Source organism: Bhargavaea ginsengi, from assembly GCF_900109165.1.
GTDB classification, from domain to species: Bacteria; Bacillota; Bacilli; order Bacillales_A; family Planococcaceae; genus Bhargavaea; species Bhargavaea ginsengi.
Map to the genome: position 1 here is coordinate 633,849 of NZ_FNZF01000002.1, position 16,948 is coordinate 650,796.

18 protein-coding genes and 1 riboswitch are annotated in these 16,948 nt (G+C 54.6%); of the genes, 5 read left to right on the forward strand and 13 right to left on the reverse strand.

Features of this window, described 5'->3' with window-relative positions; translation table 11 throughout:
• Positions 1 to 130: 130 nt before the first annotated feature.
• From BMX91_RS08280 to BMX91_RS08290, 3 genes are all read left to right on the forward strand, one after another.
• The gene (locus BMX91_RS08280) at positions 131 to 718 is read left to right on the forward strand and encodes a class I SAM-dependent methyltransferase (RefSeq protein WP_092052026.1); all 588 of its coding nucleotides are present in this window, start codon (positions 131 to 133) and stop codon (positions 716 to 718) included.
• 74 nt (positions 719 to 792) lie between these two features.
• Positions 793 to 1,872 (forward strand): type III polyketide synthase, encoded by a 1,080-nt coding sequence (locus tag BMX91_RS08285; protein WP_092052029.1) that lies wholly within the window; start codon positions 793 to 795, stop codon positions 1,870 to 1,872.
• A 12-nt stretch (positions 1,873 to 1,884) separates the two neighbouring features.
• Positions 1,885 to 2,427: an isoprenylcysteine carboxyl methyltransferase family protein gene (locus BMX91_RS08290; RefSeq protein ID WP_092052032.1), complete on the forward strand. Its 543-nt coding sequence runs from the start codon at positions 1,885 to 1,887 to the stop codon at positions 2,425 to 2,427.
• A 42-nt stretch (positions 2,428 to 2,469) separates the two neighbouring features.
• Here the strand turns inward: BMX91_RS08290 and hutG are convergent, their stop codons facing one another.
• The 9 genes from hutG to BMX91_RS08335 form a co-directional block, all read right to left on the reverse strand.
• Positions 2,470 to 3,405 (reverse strand): formimidoylglutamase, encoded by a 936-nt coding sequence (hutG, locus tag BMX91_RS08295; RefSeq protein ID WP_092052034.1) that lies wholly within the window; start codon positions 3,403 to 3,405, stop codon positions 2,470 to 2,472.
• Positions 3,406 to 3,419: 14 nt separating this feature from the next.
• Entirely contained in the window at positions 3,420 to 4,199 is a 780-nt protein-coding gene (locus BMX91_RS15970) for a thermonuclease family protein (RefSeq protein WP_092052037.1), read from the reverse strand.
• 101 nt (positions 4,200 to 4,300) lie between these two features.
• Positions 4,301 to 6,349 (reverse strand): catalase, encoded by a 2,049-nt coding sequence (locus BMX91_RS08305; RefSeq protein WP_092052040.1) that lies wholly within the window; start codon positions 6,347 to 6,349, stop codon positions 4,301 to 4,303.
• A 79-nt stretch (positions 6,350 to 6,428) separates the two neighbouring features.
• On the reverse strand, positions 6,429 to 6,785 hold the full coding sequence (locus tag BMX91_RS08310) for a fluoride efflux transporter FluC (RefSeq protein WP_092052043.1): 357 nt from the start codon (positions 6,783 to 6,785) through the stop codon (positions 6,429 to 6,431).
• A complete protein-coding gene (locus BMX91_RS08315) occupies positions 6,782 to 7,147 on the reverse strand; it encodes a fluoride efflux transporter FluC (RefSeq protein ID WP_092052046.1) in 366 nt (121 codons plus the stop codon). Before BMX91_RS08315 ends, BMX91_RS08310 begins: the two co-directional genes overlap by 4 nt.
• Before the next feature lie 5 nt (positions 7,148 to 7,152).
• Positions 7,153 to 9,327: an ATP-dependent helicase gene (locus BMX91_RS08320; RefSeq protein WP_245744337.1), complete on the reverse strand. Its 2,175-nt coding sequence runs from the start codon at positions 9,325 to 9,327 to the stop codon at positions 7,153 to 7,155.
• Between the two features lie 61 nt (positions 9,328 to 9,388).
• Positions 9,389 to 9,625: a hypothetical protein gene (locus tag BMX91_RS08325; protein WP_092052048.1), complete on the reverse strand. Its 237-nt coding sequence runs from the start codon at positions 9,623 to 9,625 to the stop codon at positions 9,389 to 9,391.
• An 89-nt stretch (positions 9,626 to 9,714) separates the two neighbouring features.
• Positions 9,715 to 10,383 (reverse strand): S1 family peptidase, encoded by a 669-nt coding sequence (locus tag BMX91_RS08330; protein ID WP_092052049.1) that lies wholly within the window; start codon positions 10,381 to 10,383, stop codon positions 9,715 to 9,717.
• A 20-nt stretch (positions 10,384 to 10,403) separates the two neighbouring features.
• Positions 10,404 to 11,195, reverse strand: coding sequence for an alpha/beta hydrolase (locus tag BMX91_RS08335; RefSeq protein WP_092052051.1), 792 nt, complete (start codon positions 11,193 to 11,195; stop codon positions 10,404 to 10,406).
• Positions 11,196 to 11,316: 121 nt separating this feature from the next.
• Between BMX91_RS08335 and BMX91_RS08340 the strand changes: the two genes are divergently transcribed.
• Complete coding sequence (locus BMX91_RS08340; protein WP_092052052.1) at positions 11,317 to 11,829, forward strand: gamma carbonic anhydrase; 513 nt, start codon at positions 11,317 to 11,319, stop codon at positions 11,827 to 11,829.
• 67 nt (positions 11,830 to 11,896) lie between these two features.
• On the opposite strand, the gene metK is transcribed toward BMX91_RS08340, so the two are convergent.
• The gene (gene metK / locus BMX91_RS08345; protein WP_092052054.1) at positions 11,897 to 13,093 is read right to left on the reverse strand and encodes a methionine adenosyltransferase; all 1,197 of its coding nucleotides are present in this window, start codon (positions 13,091 to 13,093) and stop codon (positions 11,897 to 11,899) included.
• 187 nt (positions 13,094 to 13,280) lie between these two features.
• Positions 13,281 to 13,398, reverse strand: a riboswitch (SAM riboswitch).
• A gap of 203 nt (positions 13,399 to 13,601) precedes the next feature.
• On the opposite strand from metK, the gene pckA reads away from it, so the two are divergent.
• Complete coding sequence (gene pckA, locus BMX91_RS08350; protein WP_092052254.1) at positions 13,602 to 15,185, forward strand: phosphoenolpyruvate carboxykinase (ATP); 1,584 nt, start codon at positions 13,602 to 13,604, stop codon at positions 15,183 to 15,185.
• A 67-nt stretch (positions 15,186 to 15,252) separates the two neighbouring features.
• Here the strand turns inward: pckA and BMX91_RS08355 are convergent, their stop codons facing one another.
• Genes BMX91_RS08355 through BMX91_RS08365 form a run of 3 tightly spaced genes read right to left on the reverse strand, consistent with a single transcriptional unit; the run spans position 15,253 to position 16,849 of the window.
• A complete protein-coding gene (locus tag BMX91_RS08355) occupies positions 15,253 to 16,044 on the reverse strand; it encodes an alpha/beta hydrolase family protein (RefSeq protein ID WP_092052056.1) in 792 nt (263 codons plus the stop codon).
• Complete coding sequence (locus BMX91_RS08360) at positions 16,022 to 16,498, reverse strand: NUDIX domain-containing protein (protein ID WP_092052058.1); 477 nt, start codon at positions 16,496 to 16,498, stop codon at positions 16,022 to 16,024. The genes BMX91_RS08355 and BMX91_RS08360 overlap by 23 nt, the downstream gene beginning before the upstream one ends.
• Positions 16,499 to 16,543: 45 nt before the next feature.
• Positions 16,544 to 16,849, reverse strand: a complete 306-nt coding sequence (locus BMX91_RS08365) for a transposase (RefSeq protein WP_092052060.1) — start codon at positions 16,847 to 16,849, stop codon at positions 16,544 to 16,546.
• Positions 16,850 to 16,948: the final 99 nt, after the last annotated feature.

The window sequence follows — 16,948 nt, forward strand, 5'->3', positions numbered from 1 at the left end:
TATGCCCGTTGCAGATGTATTTCAATACGGATGCCTGATGTTGGAACATTGACAATCCATTGTTCAATGGAGCGCCGCCGGACAGGATGATAGGATAGAGAAAACATAGGTTTTTAAAGGAGTGATCATCATGGAACTCGGCCGTGCACTCGCGCAGGCAAGAAAATTGATGGAGCGGACCGTCCGGCCAGGAGAGACAGTCGTGGATGCGACTGCGGGCAACGGGCATGACACCCTGTTTCTGGCGGAACTCACCGGTCCGGAGGGACGTGTCCTGGCATTCGACATCCAGCAGGCCGCGCTAAATGCAACAAGAACACGCCTCGGAAAGCTGGCGGAACGCGCTGAACTGATCCTGGACAGCCATGACCGCGTGGCGGATTATACGGAAGGAGTTGTCGGCGGTGCGATGTTCAACCTCGGCTTCCTACCGAACACGGGCGATCGTACTGTCGTGACCAAGCCGGATACGACCGTCAGGGCCGTGCATGCACTTCTTGGCCTACTGAAAAAAGGCGGGCTGATCACGGTTTGCGTTTATGACGGTCATGAAGGCGGTGACCTGGAAAGGGATGCTCTCATCGCGTATGCCTCCCGTCTCCGGGAATCCGATGTCGACGTGGCACGCTATGAGCTGATCAACCAGAAAGGGCATCCGCCTTTCCTCGTCACATTCGAGAAGAAAAAGGAATTCAGTAAACCGGAACTATTGGACTGATAGGTAGCCTCCCGGCCGCATATCCTGGAAGGACAAGGGTATAAAGGTAAAAGATAAACCGAGGAGGAAACAGAATGCCTGCCATTGAATCGATCTATACGCTAACCCCGGACCACGAAATCAGCCAGAAAGATGCTGCCGGGCTGACAAAGCAGCTTTTCAGCGGAAAGTTCAGAGATACGGAGCGGCTGCTCAGGGTCTTTGACAACGGCGACATCGACACCCGTTACATTGCCATGCCTCTTGAATGGTACGGAGAGAATCATCCGTTCGGAGATCGCAATAACCTGTATATCGAACATGCTGTACGCCTGGGCTCCGAGGCCATCACAGGCTGCCTGCAAAACTCCGGCATGCTTGGGGAGGACATCGGATACGAAGAGATCGATGCGATCTTCTACATATCAAGCAGCGGCATCTCGACACCCAGCATCGAAGCAAGGATCATGAATCTCCTTCCCTTCAGGGATGACGTCAAACGGATTCCTATCTGGGGACTGGGATGTGCCGGAGGCGCCTCGGGCATGAGCCGTGCATTCGATTACTGTCTCGCCCATCCGGACCACCGTGTGCTGATCCTCTGCGTGGAGCTGTGCAGCCTGACATTCCAAGCGGAGGATTATACGAAAAGCAACCTTGTCGGCGCCTCCCTTTTCGCAGACGGAGTCGCCTGTGCGGTCGTTGCCGGAGACGAAGTGGCGCTCCGCTCTTCAGGGACCGTACCAGTGATCCGCTCCACGCTCTCAAAACTGATGCCGGACTCTGAAGACGTCATGGGCTGGGATGTGGACGATACGGGTCTTCACGTCATCTTTTCAAAAAGCATTCCTTCTGTCATCACGGAATGGCTCGGTCCATTTGTACATGAATTTCTCGGGAATCAGGGACTCACACAGTCGGATATCAGGCATTTCGTGGCACATCCAGGGGGCAAGAAAGTGCTGCTGGCTTATGAGGAGGCACTCGGATTTGAGCCCGGCATGACCGACATCTCCAGACATGTGCTCAGAAAATATGGAAATATGTCTTCCCCGACGGTGCTGTTCGTACTGGAGCAATTCATGAGAGCCCGCCCGGAAACCGGTGAAATGGGACTGATGGCGGCACTCGGACCGGGATTCTCGGGGGAACTGCTTCTCCTGGAATGGCAGTAAGGAGGAATGAACATGCTGTTCTGGATTCTGATCGGACTTGTCATCATCCAACGCCTTGTGGAACTCCGCGTAGCGAAGCGCAATGAACAAAAACTGAGAGCACGCGGGGCTTTTGAAGCCGGTGCCTCCCACTACCCGTATATGGTTGCGATGCATACGGCCTTTTTCATTTCTCTTATGGCAGAGGTGCTTCTCACGGACCGGCCCCTCTCTCCTATTTGGCCGGTTCTGCTCGCGGTGTTCCTAACCATGCAGGTATTGCGGGTCTGGTGCCTCGCATCCCTCGGCGAGTACTGGAATACGAAAATCATCATCCTTCCGGGGGCCAATGTCGTGAGGCGGGGGCCGTATAAATGGCTGAAACACCCGAACTACGTGATTGTCACGACCGAACTGCTTGTTCTGCCGCTTATCTTCCAGGCCTATCTGACAGCAGCGGTTTTCATGGTCCTGAATGCATGGATGCTATCAGTCCGCATTCCGGCGGAAGAGCGCGCACTCCGGGAAGCGACAGACTACAGTGAACGGTTCGGCCTCGGAAACTCGAGAACATAAATAAAACGGTCCGGAAAGCGATGAGGCTTCCGGACCGTTTATTTATGAACTTTTTCCGACCAGAGACAGAATCGCCTCATTGGTCAGCGCCGCTCCCAGCCGTACTGTGCGTCCGCCTTCATCGACATCCGGATTCACTTCCGATATGTCAAACGACCGGACAGCCGGATGGCTGCAGGCGGCACGGATGATGGTCCTGACCGACAGCGGATCGAGGCCGAACGGTGAAGGCGCACTGACCCCTGGCGCCGCTGCCATGTCCAGCACATCCATGCAGAGGGTCACGATGACCGCATCATAGCGGCCGATAAAGGACTGAATCCTCTTGGACAACTGAGCGGAATCCGATTGACGAACCTTTTCTTCCGGCATGTATTCCACATCAAATTCGCCTGCCGCTTCAAAGAGCGAACGTGAATTGCCGAAACGCTGAATTCCGAGGACGAAATATCCCGTATTCTGATCTTCTTCCAGAATCTGACGAAACATAGTGCCGGATGAAGATTCACCGTCATGCGGCCGAAGGTCGAAATGTGCATCGATATTAATGATGCCGATGCCTGCTTCCGGCCCCAGATGCAGTCTCAGTCCGAGATAATGCCCGTACAAGGTCTCATGTCCGCCCCCGAGGATGATCGCCTTTGAACCGCGTCCATAGGCGGCGGCCACCTTTTCTGCGAGTTCGTCCTGAGCCTCTTCCAGTTGGGTGTCCAGGCACGATACATTGCCATAATCGCACAGTACCGTATCTTCCCCATGCCAGGGCATCGGGGCCAGTGCCTGCCGGATTGCATCCGGCGCCTTGAAGGCACCCGGGCGTCCGTTGTTTCTGCGCACGCCTTCATCACAACAAAAGCCGATAATGGCAATATCCGCTTTATCCGCGGAATCCGTCCCGGTCACCGCCTGATGATATTTAAACCTGCTTTTATCGACGTCCGACTCCACAGTGCCTTTCCAGACATCCTCGAATTCCATTTCCGTCCCTCCTCCTATGACGCTTCACAGGCCATTCCGTCCCGGTCCCCGTCCAGCCGTTCCGAGTAGGCATGATGTCCTTTTTTCACGCCCTTCGGATGGACAGCTCGCAGCTCCGTGCAATTGGCGAACGGTCCTTCTGTCCCTTTTCGGTTAATGGTTTCACTGATTTCGCCTGACTGTTCCGCTTTTTCTGCATCAAAGCCGCTTTCGGTCGCGTAGTCTTCAATCGACCAGATCCCGAATCCCTTATCCTTTGCCCGTTTTTCCGCCAGTTCAAAACGTTCGAGATGACGGGTGCTCGGCGGATAGACGTATCCGACCCGGGCAAGCCCCTCTTCAAGCAGGTTTTCCTGAACGCTTTCCCCGTTTACATAGACGTATGCAAGTAGGCGCCCGTACTTGTCGGTGCGCTGTCCGATATCAAACTCGATGGCGACTTCTCCGTCGGCGAGAAGTTCTCTGTTCCTTTCCTTGGCCTGTTCGCCGAACGGCTGCTTTCCGAGCTGGGGGTGGTTCGTCTCAGGTGTATCGATAAGCAGGTATCTGACATTCTGCTCTTTGCCTCCGTACCTGATTTTGATTGTGTCCCCGTCTATTGTGCGGACAAGTTCAACGGGGATCAGCTCCTTTGCGGGGGCATCTGCAGGAACCTGTTCGCCTGTCTCCGTTGAACTGCCGGGACTGTCATTTTCCGGCTGCTCGGCAAGAATATAAATAATGGCAATCAGAAGAATGACTGCAACGGCGCCCGCGGGACTTTTCCACATGGTTGTCTTTTTTCTCTTTGCCATCGTATAACTCTCCTTCCGGCCTTTATTGTACCGGGTGGCTCCACCTCCGACAACGAGCAACGCGGCACTCCGGTGAGCGCCGCGTTTTCTCAATTGCCGTTTCAGAATTTCCTGTCGTAATGTTTGTATTGGGCAAAAGCGTCAACAAGCGAATTTGCAAAGTCGCCCCGGCCCCCGGCCATGACGATGCCCGGACCTTCTTTCGCCATCGATTGGGCAAAGAGATCGTTGCCGCTTTCGGTCACGCCGATTGTCTTGTAGTGTTTGAAAGTATCGTTGATGAACTCCGAAGCATCCATCTTGAACTTCGACTGGTTCTCACCTGACCCGCCGGCGATGATGATGCCGTCATACAGCACCGCATGGGTCGTCGTGAAGGTGTGGTTCGCCTCGGCTTTATAACCGTTCTGGCCTTTGATGGTACCTTGCCGCTCACTGATGAAATCAGCTGTAATGCCTGCTTCCTTCAGCTTGTCCAGAATGTCCCCGAGACTGCTTCCGTCAAAGCCTTCCCCGACGATGATGCCCGCTCTGCGTGTCTGAGGTTTCCTGACGGTGTTCGCCATGCTGACCGCAGGGGATTTCTTGTTGTTTTTAACATGGCTTTCCGTCGGAGGGGTCGCCCCGATCTTTTTGGCTACCTGGGTCATCAGATCCTTGTCGACTTTGGCGAACATTTCAATCACCTGCTGGCGGATATCCTGGTTCTGGACTTTCCCGACTTCAAAGCTGAAAGCTTCGATGATGTGGTTCTTCTCAAAGTCGGCCAGGCTATTCCAGAACATCCGGGCCTGGGAGAAGAAGTCTTTGAACGATTCGCTTCGTGCACGCACTTTGCGGCCTTCCACTTTCTCCTGATAGTGGACATAGCCGCCTTCCTCCTCGGATGCCGGTGCAGGCGTGCCGTCCGCCAGTGAATTCTTATTGTATGCCACTTTGCCGACATTGATGGTCTGCCGGTGATAGCCATCCCGCTGATTGTTGTGGAACGGGCAAACCGGTCGGTTGATCGGAATCTCATGGAAGTTCGGGCCGCCCAGACGGATCAGCTGGGTATCCGTGTAGGAGAAGAGCCGACCCTGCAGGAGCGGGTCATTGGAGAAATCGATCCCCGGTACGACATGTCCAGGATGGAACGCGACCTGCTCAGTTTCCGAGAAGTAATTGTCCACATTCCGGTTCAATGTCATTTTCCCGATGACTTTGACCGGAATCTCCTCTTCCGGCCAGAATTTCGTGGCATCAAGGATGTCGAAGTCGAACTTGAACTCATCCTTTTCCTCAATCACCTGGACACCGAGCTCAAACTCGGGATAATTGCCCATCTCGATATTCATCCAAAGATCACGGCGGTTATAGTCGGGATCATTCCCCGAAATCTTCTGAGCTTCATCCCATTCAAAAGAGTGGAGGCCGAGTACTGGCATCCATTTGAATCGGACAAATCGGGATTTGCCTTCCGCATTGACGAAGCGGAACGTGTTGATACTGAAACCTTCCATCATCCGGAAACTTCTCGGCAGTGCCCTCGGGCTCATCAGCCACATGACCTGGTTGGCCGTCTCCTGGTTGTTGACAACGAAATCCCAGAATGTATCATGGGCCCCGGTTGCCTGGGGAATCTCATTATGCGGTTCCGGCTTGATCGAGTGCACGAGATCCGGGAACTTGATGCCATCCTGGATAAAGAAGATCGGCATATTGTTGCTTACCAGATCATAGTTTCCTTCTTCGGTATAAAACTTCGTCGCAAACCCGCGGACGTCACGCGGTATATCCGTGGATCCCTTCTGGCCGACAACGGTCGAAAACCGTACGAACACCGGGGTTTTCTTGCCCTTTTCGGACAGAAAGTCCGCTTTCGTGTATTTTTCCATCGACTGGTAGGCCTCAAACTCCCCGTGCGCAGCGAACCCTCTCGCATGTACTACCCGTTCCGGAATCCGTTCATGGTCGAAGTGGGTCATCTTCTCACGGAAATGGAAGTCTTCCATAAGCGTAGGACCGCGTTCACCCACTGTCAGGGAGTGTTCATCTTCCGCCATCTTTAGGCCCTGGTTGGTCGTGAGTTTCTTGTTCCGGTCGCTTGTCCTGAACTGATCCAGTTGAAGATCCTTGCTCGTACGTTTACCCTGTTGCCTTTTATCCATCGTGATCCTCCTTCTGAAGAGTGCTGTGCTTCACTCTTTCCCTTGGAGAAAACCGCTAAACTGGATGGATTTTGCCAATTCAGGAACTTACATATATAAACGAAACCATATAAAAGACAATGCCCAGGACGAGTGTCGACAACGCATAAAAGACGGCAGCTGCACGCCGCCCATCCCGCCACAAAATCAGGATTTCAGAATTCCATGTGGAGAAAGTGGTCAGTGCACCCAAAATGCCATAGACGATAAATGCGTGTGCCGGACTGCCTGCGGCCAGGCCGGAGAATATGCCGGCCAGAAAAGCGCCGGTCATATTGACGGCGAAGGTACCGGCAGGGAAGCCTCCTTTGCGGTTCAGCTTTGAAGTGATCCAGTAGCGGATCACAGCACCGAGCATCCCCCCTGCGGCTACACACAGCCAACCGAGGGCTGTCATGACTTCACGCTCCGTGATCCGAACCTCAGTCCGGCCAGTCCGGAAAGCAGTCCGCCTCCAACCGACAGAACAGTATAAAGGAATGCAACGCCCCACTGGCCGCTCAACAGCATCGATGAAAGTTCCGCACTAAGCGCCGAAAACGTCGTGAACGAACCAAGAAACCCTGTATGTACTGCGGTTTTCCATGGCTGTCGCAGCGGAGCCGCCGCAATGAGAGCGCAGAGGATGAATGAACCAGCCAGGTTCACGAACAATGTCGCATAGGGGAAGTTTTCTGTATGCCCGATTAGCTGCGAGACGGCTGTCCTGGAAACCGCACCCGCCATTCCAGCCAGTCCGACCGCTATCCATTCCTTCATGAGATTTAACCCCTTTCCTCAAGCAGCCCCCTGCTGATGCACATGCCAATGTCCAGTTCTTTTTCCTGTTTTGCAAATTTGACAAGGATCCTGTCTCCCCTGATTTCCTCCACCTGCCCATTTCCGAACACTTTGTGCCGGACCCTCAGCCCGGGGACAAAGGCCCCGCGGTCTGAGATGGCATCAGGATTATGGTCTGCCGCAGACCGCCTCCGCTTCGGCTGTCTTCCCGGCTCCGGCCTTTGCCCCACTGGACGGCCGATGGCCTGAAGACCCCTGACTTCGCTTATGAAACGCGATTCCGTGAGGTCCTTTCCGCTGTCAGTCGAGTAATTGATAAGTTCCAGCCGCTCTTTGGCACGGGTCATGCCGACATAAAACAGTCTCCGTGCCTCTTCCATCATGTCCGGATCCTTCACATCTTCCGCCGCGGGAATCGTGCCCTCATTCAGATCGACCATAAACACCTGTTTGAACTCGAGGCCTTTCGCGCTGTGAAGAGTGGACAGCGTGACAGCACCTTCACGGGGTTTCCGCTTGGCCTCAGAGACCGCCTCTTTCAGTTCCGCCAGTTTTTCCGCGAAAGCGGTCATCGTCCGAAGAGGCGCCGCGATCACGGCGAGCGTGTCCAGCATGCCGGTCAGGGTGTCAATGCGGTAGCCGAACTTTTCCGAACGGCTTTTCAGAGAAGCCTCGTAGCCAAGATCCGTCCGGATGGTCCGGATGATATCCGCAGGACGCCGTTCTTTCAGGCCTTCATAGATCGTCCCGGCGGAGGCCAGCTTGCGCTTCTGGTCATCGGAAAGTGGTGTTCCCGACCGGGCGAACGCCTCAAAAACATTCCCTTCCGGACCGTTCCTGACAAAGGCCTCCACTGCGGCGCGGCTGATGTACAGATCCATCTTCAGGGCGACACGTGCAAACAGGTCCTTCCTCTCCGGCAGGTAAGCCAGTCTCATGAAATTCAGGATGTCCTCCACGACCCAGTGATCGAAAAACCGATCATCGGCATCCTTCATATAAAACGGGATGCCCCGGCGGTGCAGCTCGGACACAAAAGCCGTTGATGACGAGTTGTTGCGGAATAGGACTGCCGCCTCTTCCGGGTTTTCCATCGCCAGCAGTTCGTAGATCACATACCTGACCTGCTCGTCCCGGTCATGGAATCTCTTTAGCGAGACAGGGCCCGCACTGCCGTTCACCGGTTTCATGCCCTTTTCATAGCGCTCTTTATTCCGCTTGATGAATCCGGCGGCAGTCTCCGTGATTTCCTCGGATGAGCGGTAATTCGTCTCCATCATGAGGATTTCGGCCTGCGGGTAGTGGCTCCGGAAATCCAGCAGGTATTCCGGGTCCGCCCCCCGCCATGTATAAATGGACTGGTCATCATCCGCCACAGCACAGAGATTTCCATGGCGCCGGACCAGATGTTCGACGATCCGGTGCTGGGCGAGAGATGTATCCTGGCTCTCATCGGTGATCACATAGTCGAACCGGTCCTGCATCCTCTTGCAAAGGTCAGGATCCGTCCGGAGCGCTTCCTCCGCAATCGTCAGCATGTCATCGAAATCCAGGAGCTGAAGCCTCCGGCGGCTCCGTTTATGCGACTCATATTTCTGGAGAATTTCCCCGGCCCTCTCGACAGGCCCTTTGATCACCGGCCACTCCGACTGGGGGATGAGGCGGTTCTTCACGTAGCTCGCGAAAGTCCCGATTGACTTCAGTTCGTCTTCAGTCGGGTCTTCTCCTGTAACCTCGCGGAAACTGCGCTTCAGAAGAACCGGTTTCGGGGGAACCTGATCTGTCTTTCCTTCGATCAGTGCCCACTCGATCCCCATATGCTCGAGATGGCGCCGGACGATATCCAGCGCCAGACTGTGGATCGTCGAAAAAGCCGGCGGCTGAAGCCCCGGAAAAAGTTTTGTGAAACGGCCGCGCATATCGTCCGCTGCAGCCTTGCTGAAAGTGATCGGCTTGATGCGCGCCGGGGCGATCCCCTTTTCCGCAATCATATATCCGATCCGCATGATCATCGTTGTCGTCTTTCCCGAGCCCGGGCATGCCAGTACAAGGAGCGGGCCGTCCGTCTTCAGGACGACCTGCTTCTGCACGTCATTCAGCAATACACCCGTCTCCATATGCTTGCGCTCGAAAAAGTCCATTGCATCCATTCCTTCCATTGTTCGCATCCATTCATTCTAATCAAAATAAGAAGGGCCGCGCAATGCTGCGGCCCTTCTTTCATTCACCTGTTTCAAGTTTGTCACGGGGATCGAATCCGCCGTCCCCATCCGAATATTCCGTAGCGGCCACCTGGTCCGTCTTCCGTGCTTTGTCGGAGTAGGCGCTGCCGGGCTGCCCGGTCGTCGTGCCGCTGGATTTCCTGGAGATGAATTCCTGCTGTTCCCGGCTTTTGTTCATCGATTCTGCTGAGGACTTGGCCATCTGCTCGGGAGTTCGGCTGTTGTGTTCAGTCATGGGAGTCACTCCTTTGAAGTTGATTGGGTCTGCCCTTACTATACCCGCAAGGTTCTTCTCCCAACCGGAAGACTTTCCATGCAAAGCGCTCATTTCTCCTTGCCGTGTTCATTAATCCAGCCGGTGATTACGCGCTCGACGGCGAGGACCGGGACACTCAGTGACAACGTGCTCCATGGATGGACGCCGACATTGATACCGATCACTTCACCGGTTTCCGGCCGGATAACTGGACTGCCGCTCATTCCGGGATCCAGATCGGTATTTGCAATCATAAATTCGTTGAATACCGCATCATTCCCGTCGAATCCGGCAGTTGCATGGAGCTGCTGGATGACGCCTTCCCTGATGACAAATGGGTGCTCTTCCGTCCAGCTCACAGACAGAACCGGTTCCATCCGCTCGGCGCGCTGTCCTGACAGCTTCAGCGGTTCTCCGCCTGGGTAATCATGGATCTGAACCAAAGCCAGGTCGAGCAGCCGGTTCACCTCCAGCACCTCGCCCGTGAAAAACTCCCCGCCAAGTGTTGTAAGTTCCTGATCGGCATGCGTTCCGACGACATGCTGGTTGGTCAGGACAAGTCCAGACTCCCCTATCAGGAATCCGCTCCCGCTTCCTTCCTCGTTTGCGACCATGAATACCTGCCTGGTGAGCGTTTCGTCCTTCGGCCCAAGAGTTCCCGTGGCCGTGTTACCCATAATCAGAATCATGACGGACACGATCCCCTTCACCGCCAGCCGCATCATCGCGTCTTTCATGCCCCTACCCCCTCATACAGTCAGGCAATATACCCGAGCGAGCGGAGTACCCCCCTGATGAAGGCTTCTGTATAAAGGAAAACCTCTTCCTGCTCCTGCTCACGGAAAATATCATGGCCGGCATTTTTCCATTCCTTATATTGAAACTCATCCCGGCCCTTCATCGTCACCCAGGCGTGCATCGCTTCAAGGTCTGCCAGTTCATCCCCTCCGGCTGCATGAAGGAGGACAGGAGGCGATCCCGGCTTCGGAACAAATTCACTGATTTCCTTAACGTAGGCGTTCAACTCACGGAACCATGCGGCAGTTGCAACCGGATGATAGAGATTTTCCGAATCGGCCATCACCGGATCCGGATTCCGGGTCAGCAGTTCCTCACCGATCTGGTGGTTGAACTTGATGCCGCCCGCGATTTTCCCGAGCCCCGAAAGCGGTCCTTTCATCCGAGGAGGAAGATGTTTCAGCCGGAACCAAGGAGAAGTGAGGATCAGCCCGGCACAGGCCAGACTGTCATTTCTCGCCATATCCGCTGCCAGCACTCCGCCGAGACCGTGACCGAGAACGAAAAGCGGAAGGTTCTCCGCCATACCCGTGCGGATCAGTTCCTTTGCATACCTCCGATATTCGTGGAACCCCTCATCATGGACTTCCGTGCCACTTTTTCCGTGGCCCGGCAGATCTCCGGCTATGACATGCATGCCGGCGGTCCTGAAGCGTTCAATCAGCCAGGCATGCCGTCCGTGATGTTCGTATGCATTGTGCAGCAGAACCACTGTGGCCGTCGCCTGCCCGTCTGCTTCCCATTTCCACATGTCGGTGCCCCCTTTCCGGTTCCATGACGTGCCAATCTTTTTCCCGCTTCCCAAACACCGGAAACGGGATATATAGTACGATTATGATACTACAAGTTTCGATGGAAGAGAGGTTTTTTCGATGATTTACCCGTTCAACGGCGTGGAGCCGAAAATTGATCCGTCCGTTTTCCTTGCAGACCATGTGACGGTGACCGGAGATGTTGAGATCGGACAGGACTCGTCTGTCTGGTTTAATACAGTGATCCGCGGTGATGTAAACGCTACAAGGATCGGCCGGAAAGTGAATATCCAGGATCTGTGCATGCTTCACCAGAGTCCCTCTTTTCCGCTTCTGATCGAAGATGAGGTGACTGTCGGGCACAATGTCATCCTGCACAGTTGCACCATCAGGAAAAACGCACTTATCGGGATGGGATCGATCATCCTTGATGGTGCCGAAATCGGCGAAGGTGCCTTTGTCGGCGCCGGTTCGCTCGTCCCGCAGGGCAAGAAAATCCCGCCGCGTACCCTGGCGTTCGGCTCTCCGGCCAAAGTGGTCCGTGAGCTGAATGATGAGGATATCCTTGACATGGAACGCATCGTACGGGAGTATGCCGAGAAAGGCCAGTATTACAAGAGCCTGCAGAAGTGAATCACAGGCAATATGTAAAGAAGGGAATCCGCAATCTAACGCGGATTCCCTTCTTTATTGATCCTGATTACTGTGCCGCTTTGGCCTTTAGCTGGTCAGCCCGGTCTGTACGCTCCCAAGGGAGGTCGACATCGGTGCGGCCGAAATGGCCGTATGCTGCTGTCTGCTGATAAATCGGGCGGCGCAGGTCCAGCATCTTATTGATGCCAGCAGGGCGCAGGTCGAACAACTCCCGCACCCATTCAACAAGTGCGGATTCTTCTGCCTTCCCAGTGCCGAATGTGTCGATGGCGATCGAGACCGGCTGTGCAACTCCGATTGCATAAGCGAGCTGGACTTCGCATTTGGAAGCAAGTCCCGCTGCGACGATGTTCTTCGCCACATAGCGGGCCGCATATGCTGCAGAACGGTCTACTTTCGTCGGATCTTTGCCCGAAAAGGCACCGCCTCCGTGACGCGCGTAACCGCCGTATGTGTCGACGATGATCTTACGGCCAGTGAGGCCTGCATCCCCTTGCGGCCCCCCGATCACAAATCGTCCTGTCGGGTTGATGAAGAACTTCGTCTTGTCATCGATCAGCTCCGCCGGAACAACCGCGTCGATCACTTGCTCGCGGATTTCCTTCTGGATCTGTTCAAGTGTGATTTCAGGATGGTGCTGTGTTGAAATGACAATCGTGTCCACACGCGCAGGACGGTTATTCTCATCATATTCCACAGTTACCTGGGTCTTGCCATCCGGCCGGAGGTACGGCAGGATCTCTTTCTTGCGCACTTCAGTCAGGCGGCGCGCCAGCCGGTGGGCCAGGCTGATCGGCAACGGCATCAGTTCCGGCGTTTCATCACAGGCAAAGCCGAACATCAGCCCCTGGTCCCCCGCTCCGATCGCTTCCAGCTCATCATCGGTCATCGTCCCTTCACGGGATTCCAGGGCTTCATTGACTCCCGCGGCAATGTCCGGGGACTGTTCATCGATCGCCGTAAGGACGGCTGTGGTCTCGCTGTCAAAACCATACTTTGCACGGGTATAGCCGATTTCCTTGATCGTATCACGGACGACCTTCGGAATATCCACATAAGTGGTAGTTGTGATTTCGCCGGCGACGAGCACAAGGCCGGTCGTAACGGTCGTTTCGCATGCCACGCGGGCATTCGGATCATCCTTGATGATGGCATCCAGGATCGCATCTGATATCTGGTCGCAGATTTTATCCGGGTGGCCTTCAGTGACCGACTCGGATGTGAACAGGCGACGATTAGTCATTGGTATTCCTCCTCCGCTCCGGCAAATCACCGGAAAGTGTTACGGTACTCGTTCCCCTGTCAAGTCCGTTCCCCGCGGGGTTGAACTCCAAGCCGTTTTGGGCTTACTGAGGTTTTGGTCAATCCATTTAAAAAGGGCCTTCCGCTCACATTCATGAGGAAAGGCCCGGATTCGCTGACACCTTTCACTCTTATCGTCCAAGGCAGACGCCTTGCTTCAGGTTGGCACCTTCTCGGCCTCCAAAAGGAGAACGGCAGGTTGCCGGGTTTCATAGGGCCTGTCCCTCCACCAGCTCGGGATAAGAGTATCCGTACAATTCTTCATAGTAATGAATTGCTCACTTTATGTCAAATACTATATGTAGAATGACGAGGCATTATGACGGTTTCTGGACGTTTGCCGCCAAACTCTTAATTAGTATAGACTAATGGACAGAATGTGTTATACTAATTCACATCATATCCAAACCGCTTTCGGGCGGGACTACAAGACAAGGGTGGTACAGATGATGATGTCTTCTAAACTGAGCGATAAACTGAATGATCTTCTGGCAGGAGGTTCGATCCGCACACAGCTTTCCGTCGAGGAGCTGACACAAATCGCCGTTGAACGCGGTGAGGCCGTGCTGACGGACAAAGGCGCAGTCCGCGCCACGACCGGGAAGTATACAGGCCGCTCTCCCAAAGACCGCTTCATCGTGGAAGAGGCCCCTTCCAAGGAAGACATCGATTGGGGAAGCGTGAACAAGCCGGTCCAGCCTGAAGTATTCGAAAAACTGTACAACAAGGTGCTGGATCATCTCGGAGCGAAAAATGAGCTGTACGTGTTTGACGGTTTCGCAGGTGCCGACCCGGCATCCCGCCTGCACATCCGGTCGGTCAACGAGTTTGCATGGCACAACCTGTTCTGCCAGCAGCTGTTTATCCGCCCTTCCGAAGAAGAGCTGAAAAAGCACGAAGCACAATTCACGATTGTTTCCGCTCCGACCTTCAAAGCCGACCCTGAAGTCGACGGAACAAATTCTGAAGCGTTTGTCATGATCTCGCTTGAGCGCGGAATTGTCCTGATCGGCGGCACTGAATATGCCGGGGAAATGAAGAAATCCATTTTCTCCGTCATGAACTATCTGCTTCCGAAACAGGACATCCTGTCGATGCACTGCTCGGCAAACGTCGGAGAAGAAGGCGATGTCGCCCTGTTCTTCGGCCTTTCCGGCACTGGAAAGACGACACTGTCCGCAGACCCTCACCGCCGCCTGATCGGGGACGATGAGCACGGCTGGTCGGAAGACGGCGTCTTCAACATCGAAGGCGGATGCTACGCGAAGACCATCAATCTTTCCGAAGAAAAAGAGCCACAGATCTATGGCGCCATCCGCGAAGGCTCTGTTCTCGAGAACGTCGTCGTCGACGAGGAAGGCATTCCTGACTACGACGATGGCTCCCTGACTGAAAACACTCGCGCGGCTTACCCGCTCGAGTATATCGAAGGCAGTGTCATCCCTTCGGTCGCGGGCCATCCGAAAACAATCGTCTTCCTTACGGCGGATGCTTTCGGCGTGTTGCCTCCAATCTCGAAACTGACGAAAGAACAGGCAATGTACCACTTCCTGAGCGGCTTCACATCGAAGCTTGCAGGAACTGAGCGCGGCATCACTTCGCCTCAGATGACCTTCTCAACTTGCTTCGGCTCACCGTTCCTGCCGCTCCATGCGACCGTTTATGCGGAAATGCTCGGCAAGAAGATCGACGAGCACGATGTCAACGTCTTCCTCGTCAACACCGGCTGGACCGGCGGAGAGTACGGCGTCGGCCAGCGCATGAAACTCAGCTATACTCGTGCCATGGTCCGCGCAGCAATCGAGGGCAAACTCGACAACGCTGAAATGGAACAGGGCAAGGTATTCGGCCTTAACATGCCGGTTGAAATCGAAGGCGTCCCTTCCGAAGTCCTCAATCCCCGCAATGCATGGGCGGACAAGGAAGCTTACGATGCAAAGGCCAAGGAGCTCACGGCAGCCTTCCGTGAAAACTTCAAGAAATTCGGCTCTGTCTCAAAAGAAATTGCAGAAAGAGGCGGCCCGGTCATCTAATCGGCTTATCATTAAAGCACCCTCGCATGTCGACTCATGCGAGGGTGCTTTTTTGTATGAGTAGACCTCAGTTCCCCTTGCCTTTCATCCAATTGCACAGATCACGCGTGACCCGCGCGGATTCTGCCGGCGGAAAGAAATGAGTGTATTCGGAAAAATACCAGGTCTCGACCGGTTTCCCCGCTTCATTCAGTGCATCTTCCAGCATGATCGCCTGCTCAATGGATACGTTCACATCCTGTCGGCCATGGACCAGCAGAAACGGGGCATCAATTTCATCCACATGGAATAGAGCCGTCCGGTTGCGGTATTCTTCGGGCGCGCTGTTCGGCGACCCGCCGATCACCCGCTTCATCATCCGGCGGAGTTCTTTCCTTTCTTTGTAGGTGAAGATGACATCCGACACGCCGGCCCAGTTCACGACGGAAGTGATGTCATCCCGTATGATTGCCGTCCAGAGAGCCATGATGCCGCCCCTGGAAAAGGAGAACAGATGGATCCTTGCACTGTCGGTTTTCGGGTGCTGTTTCAGCACATCAACTGCATGAACAGCATCAAACCGGTCCTCGCCGCCGAATCCGTCAAAGCCCTCCCCTCCCCGGTTTCCCCGGTAGTAAGGGGCAAAGACGGTAAATCCCTGCTGGGCAAACTGGGCGATCCGGGAAGGCCGGACCATCCCTACATGCTGGATGCCGCCACGCAAGTAGACGATGCCGTCATAGATTCCTTCTGCTGCCGGCTCCGCAAGCAGCCCCTTCACCCGGTATCCCGTAGACCAGTAGGTGACTTCGCTCATCCGAACATTGGGGTTTGGCGAAGGATAGGGTCTTGTGTATTCAATTGTTCCGTTGCCTTTCATCAGCCAACACCTTCTTCCGGATCCTGTCCATACCTTCATCCGACATATGCCGGCTCAGTTTTTCTTTAGACTTCTCCCACTCCGATTCCAAAAGATAAGCCGCTCCTTTTGTTTCCCGGAGCTGAATGTCTTCATTGACGGACAGAATATCTGCTGCAAACACCCTTTTGCAGAAAGGCGGGTCGGCATGGACGACATAATCGGCAATAAATTTGAGATTGCCGGCCGTGACCCCGGTCTCTTCATACACTTCCCTGACGGCCGCCTGTTCAATCGTTTCACCCGGCTCTGCCTTTCCGCCCGGCCACTCCAGTCCCCTGTCCGGATGGATGGTCATCAGCCACTGGCTGTTATCAAATGCGGCGACGATGACATGGGTCGGCTCTATCCCTGCCCGGTCCTTTTTCCAGAACAGATCGACCCGCTGATCCGCCCGGTCTTTGTATGTATACATCGGCACCCCTCCTCCACCAAGTGTAGCGGACAGGGTACCGTGCCTTCAACGGAAATACGGGAGACTCTCAACGAACTTCTTGGATTCCTCATCCCCGAATTCGTGGACGAGTGCATACAGCTTCATGGTGCGAAGGTCAATCTGATGGTTTTCCTTGTCCAAATGATACGGAACAAACGGCAGATGTGATCGGATAAAGTTGTTAAATTCCACATCGCTGATCTGGCTGAACAGCTTGCTGAACGCTTCCTCCACCCGGCTGTCCGCCTCGATGGCAAACTCCCACGGCGCTGCATGCGGCGCCGGGTACACCTGTCTGTGGAGAATCGAGACATACAATTTGTTTTTCATGGAATCCTCCTGGCTAAAAGGTTTTCCTTAGGATGGCGTCCTCCAACCTTTCCATGCGCGAAAGACTGACCTTTACGGCAACCGGAAAACTTTAGCCAA